General features: G+C 64.7%; 10 protein-coding genes. 4 read left to right on the forward strand and 6 right to left on the reverse strand.

Annotation, left to right across the window (positions count from 1 at the left end):
* Window position 1 precedes the first annotated feature (1 nt).
* Complete coding sequence (gene mutS, locus GGR00_RS18450; RefSeq protein WP_210315071.1) at window positions 2-2,650, reverse strand: DNA mismatch repair protein MutS; 2,649 nt, start codon at window positions 2,648-2,650, stop codon at window positions 2-4.
* A gap of 211 nt (window positions 2,651-2,861) precedes the next feature.
* On the opposite strand from mutS, the gene GGR00_RS18455 reads away from it, so the two are divergent.
* A complete protein-coding gene (locus GGR00_RS18455; RefSeq protein ID WP_184700331.1) occupies window positions 2,862-5,150 on the forward strand; it encodes an NADP-dependent malic enzyme in 2,289 nt (762 codons plus the stop codon).
* A gap of 134 nt (window positions 5,151-5,284) precedes the next feature.
* On the opposite strand, the gene GGR00_RS18460 is transcribed toward GGR00_RS18455, so the two are convergent.
* Together GGR00_RS18460 and GGR00_RS18465 are read right to left on the reverse strand one after the other, a co-directional pair.
* Window positions 5,285-6,904, reverse strand: coding sequence for an RNA-directed DNA polymerase (locus tag GGR00_RS18460; RefSeq protein WP_184700332.1), 1,620 nt, complete (start codon window positions 6,902-6,904; stop codon window positions 5,285-5,287).
* Window positions 6,905-7,657: 753 nt separating this feature from the next.
* Window positions 7,658-8,650: an adenosine kinase gene (locus GGR00_RS18465; RefSeq protein ID WP_184700333.1), complete on the reverse strand. Its 993-nt coding sequence runs from the start codon at window positions 8,648-8,650 to the stop codon at window positions 7,658-7,660.
* A gap of 170 nt (window positions 8,651-8,820) precedes the next feature.
* Between GGR00_RS18465 and GGR00_RS18470 the strand changes: the two genes are divergently transcribed.
* Complete coding sequence (locus GGR00_RS18470) at window positions 8,821-9,543, forward strand: sulfate transporter family protein (protein WP_184700334.1); 723 nt, start codon at window positions 8,821-8,823, stop codon at window positions 9,541-9,543.
* A gap of 37 nt (window positions 9,544-9,580) precedes the next feature.
* On the opposite strand, the gene GGR00_RS18475 is transcribed toward GGR00_RS18470, so the two are convergent.
* The 3 genes from GGR00_RS18475 to dut all read right to left on the reverse strand — a co-directional run bounded on the left by GGR00_RS18475 (window position 9,581) and on the right by dut (window position 11,588).
* Window positions 9,581-10,387: an isocitrate lyase/PEP mutase family protein gene (locus GGR00_RS18475; RefSeq protein WP_184700366.1), complete on the reverse strand. Its 807-nt coding sequence runs from the start codon at window positions 10,385-10,387 to the stop codon at window positions 9,581-9,583.
* A 68-nt stretch (window positions 10,388-10,455) separates the two neighbouring features.
* Window positions 10,456-11,112 carry an HAD family hydrolase gene (locus tag GGR00_RS18480; protein ID WP_184700335.1) on the reverse strand — a complete coding sequence of 219 codons (657 nt, stop codon included), beginning with the start codon at window positions 11,110-11,112 and terminating at the stop codon, window positions 10,456-10,458.
* Entirely contained in the window at window positions 11,109-11,588 is a 480-nt protein-coding gene (dut, locus tag GGR00_RS18485) for a dUTP diphosphatase (RefSeq protein ID WP_055972161.1), read from the reverse strand. The genes GGR00_RS18480 and dut overlap by 4 nt, the downstream gene beginning before the upstream one ends.
* A gap of 240 nt (window positions 11,589-11,828) precedes the next feature.
* Between dut and GGR00_RS18490 the strand changes: the two genes are divergently transcribed.
* Both GGR00_RS18490 and GGR00_RS18495 read left to right on the forward strand, forming a co-directional pair.
* Entirely contained in the window at window positions 11,829-12,623 is a 795-nt protein-coding gene (locus GGR00_RS18490; protein ID WP_055972158.1) for a class II glutamine amidotransferase, read from the forward strand.
* A 77-nt stretch (window positions 12,624-12,700) separates the two neighbouring features.
* Window positions 12,701-13,480, forward strand: a complete 780-nt coding sequence (locus GGR00_RS18495; protein ID WP_184700336.1) for a helix-turn-helix transcriptional regulator — start codon at window positions 12,701-12,703, stop codon at window positions 13,478-13,480.
* Window positions 13,481-13,505 lie beyond the last annotated feature (25 nt).

Below are 13,505 nucleotides of genomic sequence, written 5' to 3' on the forward strand. Positions count from 1 at the left end.
CCTACTTCCCCGCCAGCCCCTTCAGCCGGTACAGCGCGTCCAGCGCCTCGCGCGGGGTCATTTCGTCGGGGCTCAGGCCCTTGAGCGCTTCGCTCAGCGCGTCGTTGGCGATCGGTTTGGCCGCCTCGCGCTTCACCGCGACGGAAAACAGCGGCAGGTCGTCGACGAGCTTGTTGGCTTTCCCCGAGGTTTCGCCTTCCTCGAGCTGGTGCAGCACCTCCTTGGCGCGCGCCACGACAGCGTCGGGCAGGCCGGCGAGGCGGGCCACCTGCACGCCGTAGGAGCGGTCGGCGGCACCCTTGCCGACTTCGTGCAGGAACACCACTTCGCCTTCCCACTCCTTCACCCGCATCGTCACATTGTGCAGGCGGCCGAGCTTGCCGGCGAGTGCTGTCAGCTCGTGATAGTGGGTGGCGAAGATGGCGCGGCAGCGGTTCTTCTCGTGCAGATATTCGACCGCCGCCCAGGCAATCGACAGGCCGTCGAAGGTGGCGGTGCCGCGGCCGATCTCGTCGAGGATGACGAGCGTGCGTTCGCCCGCCTGGTTGAGGATCGCCGCCGTCTCCACCATCTCGACCATGAAGGTCGAGCGCCCGCGCGCCAGATCGTCGGAGGCGCCGACACGGGAGAACAGCCGGTCGACGACGCCGATATGGGCGCGCTCGGCGGGAACGAACGACCCCATCTGGGCGAGGATGGCGATCAGCGCGTTCTGGCGCAGGAAGGTCGACTTACCGCCCATGTTCGGGCCGGTGAGCAGCCAGATGGCGCCGTTCTTGTCGTTGCCGTCGGGCGACAGCGTGCAGTCATTGGCGACGAAGGGGGCCGAAGCCGTGCGCCTCAGCGACTGCTCGACGACCGGATGGCGCCCGCCCTTGACGTCGAAGGCAAGGCTCTGGTCGACCTGCGGCCGACACCATGCCTCGCCTGCCGCAAGGGCTGCGAGGCCCGTCGAGACGTCGAGCACCGCCAGCGCGTCGGCGCCCGCGCGGATCGCATCGGCATGCGTCACCGCCTCGGCCACCAGCTGGTCGAAGGCGGCGAGTTCGATGGTCAGCGCCCGGTCGGCGGCGTTGGCGATCTTGGTCTCGAGGCCGGCGAGCTCGGTGGTGGTGAAGCGCATCGCGCTCGCCATGGTCTGGCGGTGGATGAAGCGCGCCTTGGCCTCGTCGCTGCCGTTGAGTGCTGCCTGGTTGTTGGCCGTCACCTCGATGTAGTAGCCGAGCACGTTGTTGTGGCGGATCTTGAGCGAGCGGATGCCCGTCTCCTCGATCAGGTCGCGCTCCATGCTGGCGATCACCCGCCGCGACTGGTCGCGCAGCGCCCGCATCTCGTCGAGCTCGCCATGATAGCCTGAGCGGACAAAACCGCCGTCGCGCTTGAGCAGCGGCAGCTCCTCGCCGAGCGCTGCATCGAGATGGCCGGCGAAATCGGCGGGCAGGGCAGCGACCGCGGCGATCGCCGTCGCCAGCTCCTTCGGCAATGTCGCCCCGGCAAACAGCCCGGCAATCGTCCGCGCGGCGGAAAAACCCGAGCGCAGCGCGCCAAGGTCGCGCGGGCCGCCGCGGTTGAGCGCCAGGCGCGACAGCGCGCGCGGCATGTCGGCGACGCGCTTGAGGCTGAGCCGCACCGCCTCGCTGAGCCGCGTCTCGCCCATGAAGAACGACACCGCATCCAGCCTGCCATTGATCGCGTCGGGATCGGTCAGCGGCGACATCAGCCGGTCGGCCAGAAGCCGCGCGCCGCCGCCCGTCACCGTGCGGTCGATGGCGCGGAACAGCGAGCCGTCGCGGTTGCCCGACAGCGTGCGCAACAGTTCGAGATTGGCCCGTGTCGCCGGGTCGATGAACAGGGTGGCGCCTTCCTGCTCGCGCTCGGGCCGCGACAGCGGCGGCCGCTCGGCCTTCTGCGTCTTTTCGACATAGGCGATGACGCCCGAGATCGCCGACAGTTCGGCACGCGAGAACGCGCCAAAGCTGTCCGGCGTCGCCACGTCGTAGAAACGCGCGATGCGGCTGGGCGCCGACGCCGAATCGAACAGGCTCGGCGGCTGCGGATTGACGATGCGCCCGACGAGGTCGAAGGTCGGGCGCAGCTCCTCGTCATGGAACGCCGGCTCGGCGACGATCAGCTCGCGCGGGTCGATGCGGAAGATGTCGGCGGCGAGTTTTTCAGGCGTCGTCTCCGAAACGCGGAACACACCCGTCGAGATCTCGATCCAGGCCAGCGCGAGGCTCGCTTCGCCCGCACCCTTCACCCGCCCGAGCGCCATCAGGAAGCTCGATTCCTGCGGCGCCAAGAGCTTGTCCTCGGTGATCGTGCCCGGCGTCACCAGCCGCACCACGTCGCGCTTCACCACCGACTTCGAGCCGCGCTTCTTGGCCTCGGCCGGGTCCTCGATCTGCTCGCACACCGCGACGCGATAGCCTTGCCCGATCAGCTTCTGCAGATAGTCGTCCGCCGCATGGATCGGCACCCCGCACATCGGGATGTCCTGGCCCTGGTGCTTGCCGCGCTTGGTCAGCACGATGCCGAGCGCCCGGCTCGCCTTCTCGGCGTCGTCGAAGAACAGCTCGTAGAAGTCGCCCATGCGGTAGAACAGCAGCGAATCCGGGTTCGCCGCCTTGATCTCGATGAACTGCTCCATCATCGGCGTCGGCGGCGCATGCACGGCGGCGTCGGCCGGCCCCCGGGTTTCCCCAAAGTCAGCTTCCGCGTTGATGGTCGGTCGATCGTTCACGCCAGGGCCTGCGAAAAAATGAAAACCACCCCACTGCTTGGCGGTTTACAGCGCCGATGTGTAGCCTTAATCCGGAACCCTCCACAAAAAGAATATTTCAGGGACAGGGACGCTTCTCATCATGGCCGCCAACAAGAAAACCGACAACACGGGCCCCTCCGTCAGCGCCGAGGAGGCGCTCGAGTTCCACGCCATGGGCCGCCCCGGCAAGCTGGAGGTCGTTCCCACCAAGCCAATGGCGACGCAGCGCGACCTCAGCCTCGCCTATTCGCCCGGCGTCGCCGTGCCGGTGAAGGCCATCGCCGAGGACCCGAGCCGCGCCTTCGACTACACCACCAGGGGCAACATGGTCGCCGTCATCTCCAACGGCACCGCGATCCTCGGCCTCGGCAATCTCGGCGCGCTCGCCTCCAAGCCGGTCATGGAAGGCAAGTCGGTGCTGTTCAAGCGCTTCGCCGACGTCGATTCCATCGACCTCGAGGTCGACACCGAGGACGCCGACGAATTCATCAACTGCGTGCGTTTCCTCGGGCCCTCCTTCGGCGGCATCAACCTCGAGGACATCAAGGCGCCCGAATGCTTCATCATCGAGCAGCGCCTGCGCGAGCTGATGGACATCCCCGTCTTCCATGACGACCAGCACGGCACCGCCATCATCGCCGCCGCCGGCCTGATCAACGCGCTGGAGATCACCGGCCGCGACATGAAGACCACCCGCCTCGTCTGCAACGGCGCCGGCTCCGCCGGCATCGCCTGCATCGAGCTCATCAAGGCGATGGGCTTCGCGCCCGAAAACGTCATCCTGTGCGACACCAAGGGCGTCGTCTACCAGGGCCGCACCGAGGGCATGAACCAGTGGAAGTCGGCCCACGCGGTCAAGACCGAGCGCCGCAGCCTGGCCGATGCCATGGATGGCGCCGACGTCTTCTTCGGCCTCTCGGCCAAGGGCGCGCTGACACCCGCGATGGTCGAATCGATGGCCAAGAACCCGATCATCTTCGCCATGGCCAATCCCGATCCCGAGATCACGCCCGAGGAGGTCGCCGAGATCCGCACCGACGCCATCATGGCCACCGGCCGTTCGGACTACCCGAACCAGGTCAACAACGTGCTCGGCTTCCCCTACATCTTCCGCGGCGCGCTCGACGTGCGCGCCACCACCATCGACGACAACATGAAGGTCGCCGCCGCCCAGGCGCTGGCCGATCTCGCCCGCCAGGACGTGCCCGACGACGTCGCCGCCGCCTACCAGGGCAACCGGCCGAAGTTCGGCCCCAACTACATCATCCCGGTGCCGTTCGACCCGCGCCTGATCTCGGCCATCCCGGTCGCCGTCGCCCGCGCTGCCATGGAATCGGGCGTCGCCCGCCGGCCGATCCTCGACCTCGCCAAATACGCCGACGAGCTCTCCGCCCGCCGCGACCCCATCGCCTCCACCCTGCAGCGCATCTACGACCGCGTCCGGCGCCAGCCCAAGCGCGTCGTCTTCGCCGAGGGCGAGGAGGAGCAGGTCATGCGGGCCGCCGTCTCCTACGTCAACCAGAAGCTCGGCACCGCCATCCTTCTCGGCCGCGACGACGTCATCAAGGAAAACGCCAGGCAGGCCGGCATCGACCTCAACAAGCCGGGCCTCGAGATCATCAATGCGCGCCTGTCGCGCCGCAACGCCATCTATGCCGACTTCCTCTACGAGCGGCTGCAGCGCAAGGGCTATTTGCTGCGTGACTGCCAGCGCCTGATCAACAACGACCGCAACCACTTCGCCGCCTGCATGGTGGCGCTCGGCGACGCCGACGGCATCGTCACCGGCGTCACCCGCAACTACTCGACCGTGCTGGAAGACGTCCGCCGCGTCATCGACGCCAAGCCCGGCCACCGCGTCATCGGCGTCTCGATCGTGCTCGCGCGTGGCCGCACCGTCATCGTCGCCGACACCGCCGTCCACGACATGCCCAACGCCGAGCAGATCGCCGACATCGCCGAGGAAGCCGCCCACTTCGCCCGGCGCATGGGTTATGAGCCCCGCGTCGCCATGCTCGCCTACTCGACCTTCGGCCACCCCGCCGGCGAGCGTTCCGAGCGTGTCCAGGAAGCGGTCAAGATCCTCGACAAGCGCCGCGTCGATTTCGAGTATGACGGCGAAATGGCCGCCGACGTCGCCCTCAACCACCGCCTGATGCAGCAGCAATACCCCTTCTGCCGCCTCTCGGGTGCCGCCAACGTCCTTGTCATGCCCGCCTTCCACTCCGCCGCCATCTCGACCAAGATGCTGCAGGAACTCGGCGGCTCCACCGTCATCGGCCCGCTTCTCGTCGGCCTCAACAAGCCGGTCCAGATCGTCCCGCTGAATGCCAAGGACAGCGATATCGTCAACATGGCGGCGATTGCTGCGTATAACGCGGGGACGTGAGGGGGCGGTAAGGGCGACGAGACTAATCTCCCCCCTTGTGGGGGAGATGCCCGGCAGGGCAGAGGGGGGTGCGAAGGATCGCGAGGTTGCCGTACCGAACCGTTTTTTCGGCGACGGTGAAGTTCGGTTGGAGCTTAGTAACTGTCCTCGTCGGCATCAGCAAGCTCTCGTACATATTGCTGATAGCTGTAGTCGCTATCATCGTCGTCGTAGCCGTAGCGCCTCCTGCTAATTGCAGGTTTGTTCTTAATGCGTATTTTATCTAGATGGTCATTAAAATCGATCAACTTTATACGTCTTGAGGCTAGGTGTTCGAATTCTTGGGCGTACAAGCCGGAGAACTTGGCTTTGGAGAAGCCTTGTGAGCGTGCGACTAGGCTCAATAGCCAATCGGCGTCCGTAGTTGATAGTGCTTGGCCGAGTCCCAGCTTCGGCTTCTGGCGGACTGTCCCATCAATGTAGGCCTGCGCCAGCAGGGCCCGAACATGCCCATTGCGAGATTTGGCTAGCGCTTCTGATATCTCTGGAGTGAATGGCAACTTGCAGACTATCAAGAGCCAAGCCATCCAAAGTACTTCGTGCTCGTGGTTTAGTCCTAGGTTCTTTTGTATGAGGACTGTCGCGACAGATTGCCAACTTCTTGCGTCTATGTCGCCTCCCATTGCGACCCGCTTTGCTAGGAGCAGGCATACATAATCAATCGCATGCGGAAAATGCTGAACAATCCGCTGCAGGTTTTTGTCTACAAAATCCCAGTGATTTGAGTCGTATATTTTGCGCTCATCAAACGAGCGAAGCAATATCTTGACTGGACTGTCAGACGAGACGGCTCGCGCTACATCCAGGGCCTCATCGATCGAGAATTCTATATCACTGATTGCGGAGTGTGTGTGCAGGCCCCTTGCTAGCTTGCGAAGGCGCTGCGCCCAAATATCATTTATTGGCTCAACGCTTGGATATATCTTTGTTTTGTGGTCATTTAAGTATAGTTCGTATGTCGCAAGTATTTCTCTAGTCGTTGAGAGTACAGATTGAGCCTCGTGCTCCGAGCGCAAGCCAATGTAGTAATCGTCGACGTGGCGAACGGCGCCAACGATCTTATCCCCAATAGTCTCTTCTAATTGTCTGTCTAAGCTTGACAGTACCAATTCGACGATCAATCTGAAAGCGTCTGGACCAATAAGTACGCCTCGGGAATTGCCTTGCTGGCAATTTCGGGTGAAGAAATCCAAGGCATTAAAGTAATTTTCATCAGATTTCTCGTCCGTCTGCTTCTTAGATTGCTCTATGCCGTGCACGGCCCAGCTAATTGAGTGCGTATATATACTTGGAAAGCACTGAGAAATATCAACCTTGAGAATGAAAGGCGCATATCCGAGTTTCGTCGACGAGTGCTTAGATAGTTCCGAAAGAGACGGGACTTTTATCGCTCTCTCATCGCTATCAAGAACATTTGGAGCTCCAATTGAAAAATTGGACGAATCAAATGTGGATTGGAACTTTTGCCAATTTCGCCAAATAAACGAAGAGACGTGGAAATATGAAATTACGTTTGGAGTTCCGAAGAACCGTCGGCTGCCATCATGCTTTGTACCGCTGTACCTCGTGAAATGTGTCTTTCGATTGCTAAAGCGTGTGTCGTCGAGGTGCCCAACAATGCCACGAAAAGCTCTCTGGGCATCGGTGGATACGAAGCACGGTGGTAAAGTTTCGGGATAGAGACCGGAATTTATTAACGTAAATCTAGTTTTCATTTTCCATCAAAGGCATTGAAGATAAGATTTATCTATACCTTAGCTGCCAAGTGTTGCAGATGGCAATGCCACTCTCGTCGCGCTATGAGATTTGCTGCGGTCTTGAGGTAGGTCGGCCGTTGTCACCATCTGTCAGCAATCTCGCGCTCAAACCCGCCCGCTTTTCCACGCCCCCATCCACCTCCCGTACAATCCCCGCAGTTCCTCCCGCGGGAACGCCGGTCGCGACGGTGACATGCGGGGAGGGGCCGGCGCCTCCGGCGATGGGCTGACGTAGCCTGTTGCCCGGGGAGGTTCCGTCCGAGGGTTCCCCTCCGGGTACTACGGCCCGGGTGCGCTGGACGATGCGCTAGTGGGGCAGGGGCGTTAATGCCCATGCTTCGAGAAGCGGAACGGGCGGAGACAGAAATCGCCGGCGGAGCGCGGGTTCGCGCCATTCACTTGTTTTCGGCAGGCACGGCCCCGCGCCCCGCTTCCCGAACTACCTCATCCTGAGCTTGTCGAAGGATGACAATGGCCAGACCGGAAACGGGGCGTGGCGAGGCGAGAACTTGCCTTCTCCCCCTGTGGGAGAAGGTGGCCGAGCGAAGCGAGGTCGGATGAGGGGTGTTGGAAGGAATGAGAGGGAGCAGAATGGCGCTGTCAGAGGGAATTCGGAAACACCGCACTCCGTCCAGAACCCCTCATCCGCCTCCCGAGCCTGTCGAGGGGCGGGGCACCTTCTCCCACAGGGGGAGAAGGGAAGGTCGCTACCTACAGCAACCCCGCCTGCTCGGCCTCGCGCTTGAGGTTCTGCCGCGGCCGGGGCCCGATCTGCTGGATTACCAGGCCTGCGGCCAGCGAGCCGAGGTCGCCGCAATCCTTGAGGCTGCGCCCTTGCGTGTAGCCATGGAGGAAGCCGGCGGCATAGAGGTCGCCCGCGCCGGTCGTGTCGACCAGCTCGTTGATTTTGGTCGCCTCGATGACAACGGTCTCATCGCCGCGCACGATCACCGAGCCCTTCTCGGAGCGGGTGATGGCGGCGAGCTTGCAATCCTTGCGGATCTGGGCGAGCGCCTCGTCGAAGGACGACGTCTCGTAGAGCGACTTGATCTCGTGGCTGTTGGCAAACACGATGTCGACCGTGCCGGAGCGCATCAGCTCGAGGAATTCGGCGCGGTAGCGGTCGACGCAGAAGGAGTCCGACAGCGTCATCGACACTTCGCGTCCGGCGGCATGCGCGTGTGCTGCGGTCATGCGGATCGCTTCCTTGGCCAGCGGCGGGTCCCACAGATAGCCTTCGAAATAGGTCACCTTGGCGCCGCTCGCCTTGTCGGCCTCGACATCGTCGGGCCCGAGCTCGACGCAGGCGCCGAGATGGGTGTTCATCGAGCGCTCGCCGTCGGGGGTGACCAGGATCATCGAGCGCGCCGTCGGCGGGGTGCCGTCGAGCGGTTTCGTGTCGAAGGCGACGCCCTGGGCGCGGATGTCGTGGGTGAAGACCTCGCCGAGATGGTCGCGCGAAACCTTGCCGAAATAGGCGGCGCGGCCGCCGAAGCTGGCGATGCCCGCCGCCGTGTTGCCGGCCGAACCGCCCGAGGCCTCGATCGCCGGGCCCATGCGCGTGTAGAGCAGCTCGGCGCGCTCGGCGTCGATCAGGTTCATCGCGCCCTTGATGATGCCGTTGTCGGTCAAAAAGGCCTCGTCGCATTGCGCGATGATGTCGACGATGGCGTTGCCGATGCACAGCACGTCATATTGGCTCATCAGGGTCTCCGCGGCGCTTCGGCCGTAACAGGCGCCGACGGGTCGGCAAAACGTGTTGCGTTTAGCGGCTCGCGCGGCGTTTGCCTACCCGGCAATTTGGCCGGCCCGCGCTTGAGGCCGGCCATGCGGCACCTTATCTCAGGGGCCGAACAGGGAGCGACCACGCCAACATGATCCTCGACGCCGCCCGCACCGCCGCAAGCCAGCTGTTTTCGGCCGAGTTCCGCAGCGTGTTCTTCAAGACGCTGGGGCTGACGCTTTTGGCGCTCGTCGCGCTGTGGTTCGGCATCCGCGAGATCTTCGACTGGCTCGCCATGCCGTGGATCGACGCCCTGCTGCCCGGCTTGCCGGCATGGACCGGCTGGCTCGGCCTGATTGCCGCCATCATCGCCGGCATCGGCCTGGCGCTCGGGCTGGCATTGCTGATCGCGCCGGTGACGGCCATCGTCGCCGGCCTGTTCCTCGACGACGTCGCCGAGGTCGTCGAGAAGACCAACTATCCCCAGGAGCGCCCCGGCCAGCCGGTGCCCGCCTTGCGCGCCATGGTGCTGGCGATCAAGTTCTTCGGCATCGTCATCCTCGGCAACCTGCTGGCGCTGCTGCTGATGTTTATCCCCGTCGTCAACATCGGCGCCTTTTTCCTCGTCAACGGCTATCTGCTCGGCCGCGAGTTCTTCGAATTCGCCGCCATGCGCTTCCGTTCGGAAGAGGACGCCAAGGATCTGCGCCGCCGCAACGCCGGCACGGTGTTCATGGCCGGCCTCGTCATCGCCGCCTTCCTCGCCGTGCCGATCCTCAACCTGCTGACCCCGCTGTTTGCCGCGGCGATGATGGTGCACCTGCACAAGAGCGTGTCGGCGGCCGAGCGCCGGCCGGCCATGGCGCGGCCATGACGGCGGCGTCCGCGCGCGATTCCGACAGGCGGGGCGCTCAGCCCTCGCGGCCGAACATCGCCTGCAGCTTGGCATAGGCCATGCCGTCCCGGGCGAATTCGAACGTGCCCTGGCCCAGCATCTCGCGCGACGCCCGCTCCATCATGCCGAAGGCATATGCGGTGAGCTTGGAGCCGAGCGAGATGCGCTTGGCGCCGGCTTCCGCCAGCACCGCGACCGAAAAGCCCGGCACGGCCAGCACGTTGACCGGCTTGCTGACCGAACTGCATAGCGTCCGGATCATGCCGATGTCGCTGATCCCGGGCGCATACAGCACGTCGGCGCCGGCCTTCTCGAAGGCCTGCAGCCGCCTGATCGTGTCGTCGAGGTCGGGCCGGTCCCAGAGGAAATTTTCCGAGCGCGCCGTCAGCACGAAGTCGCTCTTCAGCGCCCGCGCCGCTTCCGCAGCCGCGGTCACGCGCTCCACCGCATGCGAGAACTCGTATATCGGCCTGTCGGGCTCGCCGGTGTGGTCCTCGATCGAGCAGCCGGCAAGGCCGGCGGCCTCCGCCGCGAAGATCGTCTCGCCGGCACTTTCGGGGCTGTCGCCCTTGCCTTTCTCGAGATCGGCCGACACCGGCAGGCCGGTGGCATGCGCCATGTCGCGGCAATGGTGGATCATCTCCTCGAAGCCGACGTCGCCGTCGGGCCGCCCGCGCGAGAAGGCATATCCCGCACTCGTCGTTGCCAGCGCCTCGAAGCCGAAGGAGGCGAGCAGCTTGGCGGTGCCGATGTCCCACGGATTGGGGATGATGAAGGCGCCGGGCGCCTCGTGAAGTTTCCGGAAGACCGCGCCCTTGTCCATTGCCTCGCCCTCGAGCTCAACCAAGGGTCCAATACTAGACCGGAGCGCGGAGGGCGACAAACCCGATTTCAGCCGATCGGGATCAGTCCTGCCAGCTTGCGCATGTCGTCGAACAGCACCGCGCCGGCGGCGGAAAGCCCGTCGCGGTCGGAGTGCGGGTCGGCGTGGTAGCCGAACACGCGCATGCCGGCGGCACGCCCCGCCTGGGCACCGGCGACGCTATCCTCGATGACGATGCAGTCGGCGGGCTCAAAGCCCATCGTTCCGGCGGCATGCAGGAAGAGATCGGGAAACGGCTTGCCGCGCGCGACCATGGTGGCGGAGAACAGCACGTCGCGAAAATGGGTCAGCAGCCCGGTCTGGCCGAGCGTCATGTGCATCTTGTCGACCCGCGCCGACGACGCCACGCAATAGGCGATGCCGGCGGATTGCACCGCCGTAACGAAGGTCTCGATATGCGGGATCGCCTGCACGCCCGTCTCGAACAGTTCCGGCAGCTCGCGGTACCAGCGCTCGACGAAATCGGGGCCGAGGCTTGCGCCCGTCGCCTCGACCTCCGTCTGCACCGACACCAGGCTGCGGCCGACGAACTGGCGGCGGCACTCCTCGTAGCTGACGGGATAGCCGGCTTCGGTCAGCCACGCCGACAGCCGCCGGTTGGCCAGCGGCTCGGTGTCGACGAGCACGCCGTCGCAGTCGAAGATGACGAGCTTGGGCCTGCTCATGCCGTTCCGGTCGAGCCGAAGCCGCCATTGCCACGTTCGGTCGAGCCGGCGAGGCTGCGCTCCTCGACTTCGGCGCGGGTCACCGACGCGATGACGATCTGGGCGATGCGCATGCCGCGCTCGACATAGAAGTCCTCGTCGCCGTGGTTGATCAGCAGCACCTTGACCTCGCCGCGATAGTCGCTGTCGATGGTGCCGGGCGTGTTGAGGCAGGTGATGCCGTGCTTGTAGGCGAGGCCGGAGCGCGGACGGACCTGGCCTTCGAAGCCTTCGGGGATCTCGAAGATAAGGCCGGTCGGCACCAGCGCCCGCTTGCCCGGCAGGATCAGCAGCGGCCGGTCCTCCGGAACTGCGGCGCGCAGGTCCATGCCGGCGGAGCCGCCGGTTTCGTAGGCCGGCAGGGCCAGGTCGCCGGCGTGCGGCAAGCGGACGATCCCGATGACGGGGGCGGAAGAGTTTTCGGCGGCGGATTTCATGGCGGCGATCCTATGGGACGGTGCTCGGAAAACGTCAATCCCGATCTCCCCGTTGGGCGCGTGCAGGCACAGGGCTGTGTGGTTTTTGCACGACCCTGGATGAACCTTTGCCACAGCCGCGACACAAACGGATGGAGAAGCTCGGCAGCGTGCGATTCTGCACATTTACCATTTGTTATCCATGCTGGCCGAGTGTGGGGCGATGTCCCCGATGCGGACAGATATTGAGGTCGAAGAACCATGTGCCGGTGGGCCGCCTATCTCGGTGAAGAGGTCTTTCTCGAAGACATCGTTTCGGCTCCCTGCCACTCGCTGATCGCCCAGAGCCACTGCGCCCAGGAAGCCAAGTCGGCAACCAATGGCGACGGCTTCGGGCTCGCCTGGTATGGCGACCGCGCGGAGCCCGGGCTCTACCGCGACATCCTGCCGGCATGGTCGGACCCCAATCTCAAGAGCCTGTGCCGCCAGATCAAGTCGAGCCTGTTTCTGGCCCATGTGCGCGCCGCGACCGGCGGCGGCACCAGCCGCGCCAATTGCCATCCCTTCGTCTCGGGCCGCTGGAGCTTCATGCACAACGGCCAGATCTCGGGCTTCGAGCGCATCCGCCGCCGGCTCGAGGCCGCCGTCTGCGACACGCTCTACGACCAGCGCCAGGGCACGACCGATTCCGAACTGTTCTTCCTGCTGATGCTGGAAGAAGGGCTGGATGCCGACCCGCAGGCTGCGGTGGCACGCGCCGCGCGCCGCGTCATCGAAGCTTCCGAGGCCGTCGGCATGGCCGCCTCGTTCAAGCTGACGGCGGCGTTCAGCGACGGCGACAGCCTGTTTGCTGTCCGCTACGCCACCGACGCGCAGGCGCCGACGCTCTACACCCGCGACGGCGCCACCGGGCGTTGCATCGTCTCCGAGCCCTTCGACCGCGAGGGCGAAAGCTGGCAGGCGGTGCCGCCGTCGAGTTTCGTCACCATGACCCGGCAGGGCATGACGGTCAGTCCCTTCGAGCCGGCATCGGCGAAACTGGCAATGGCCGGCTGAAACCTGCTGACGGCGAACGATGGTTTGGCCGGCGGAATGCAGCCCCTTCGCGCAAACGGATCGAACTGGCCTGAGAAATGAACTTGTCGGCCCGCTACACTGAACTGAGCCGGCTTGCCGACCTCGGCGAAGAGGTCGAGGCAGCGTGGTCCTCCGTCAGCGATCGCGCCGGAAGCTACCGCGTCCTGCCGGACGGCCGCTGCGACATCATTCTCAGGTTCGATGCCGGGCGGCGACCGATCGCTGAGGTGACCGTTGTCGTCACCGGCCCGACAACGCGCTTCTACGATGTCCCGATCGAACCCGGCATGGGCTTTGTCGGCATCCGGCTTCGACCGGGCTGTTTCGAGACGGTTCTCGGCTTCGAACCGGCGGACTTGGCAAACGCCAATCTGGTCGGCCCTGACGCTTTCGCCGCATGCCCCGACCTGGAAACGCTCTGCGCGCCGGCGCGAGATGAGAACGAGCTCGTCGCGCGGCTGACGGCTTTTGTCCGGCGTCGCGTCGCCGACAGCAGCAGCAAGCCGGCGCCCATGGCCCGCGTCGTGATCAGTGCCTTTCACGCCTCCGGCGGCCGCCTGCGCATAGGCGACGTCGCCAATATGCACGCCATCTCGGAGCGGACGGTGCAGCGCATCGTGTTCGGGGCAACGGGACTGGCGCCGAAGACCTTCGCGGCAATCCTGCGCTTCCATCGCGCCTTGCGGCTGCTGCAGGATCATCGCTTGAGCCCCGCCGACGCCGCGCTGGAAGCCGGCTTTTCGGACCAGGCGCATATGAGCCGGGTGTTTCGGCGCATGGGCGGCTTTTCGCCGGCGCGGCTTCCCGACGTCACCCTCGTCAGTTTGCACGACTGATGTCCGATTTGTTCAAGATCGGATC

Origin of the sequence: Aminobacter aganoensis (genome assembly GCF_014206975.1) — a bacterium.
Taxonomy (GTDB): Bacteria; Pseudomonadota; Alphaproteobacteria; order Rhizobiales; family Rhizobiaceae; genus Aminobacter; species Aminobacter aganoensis.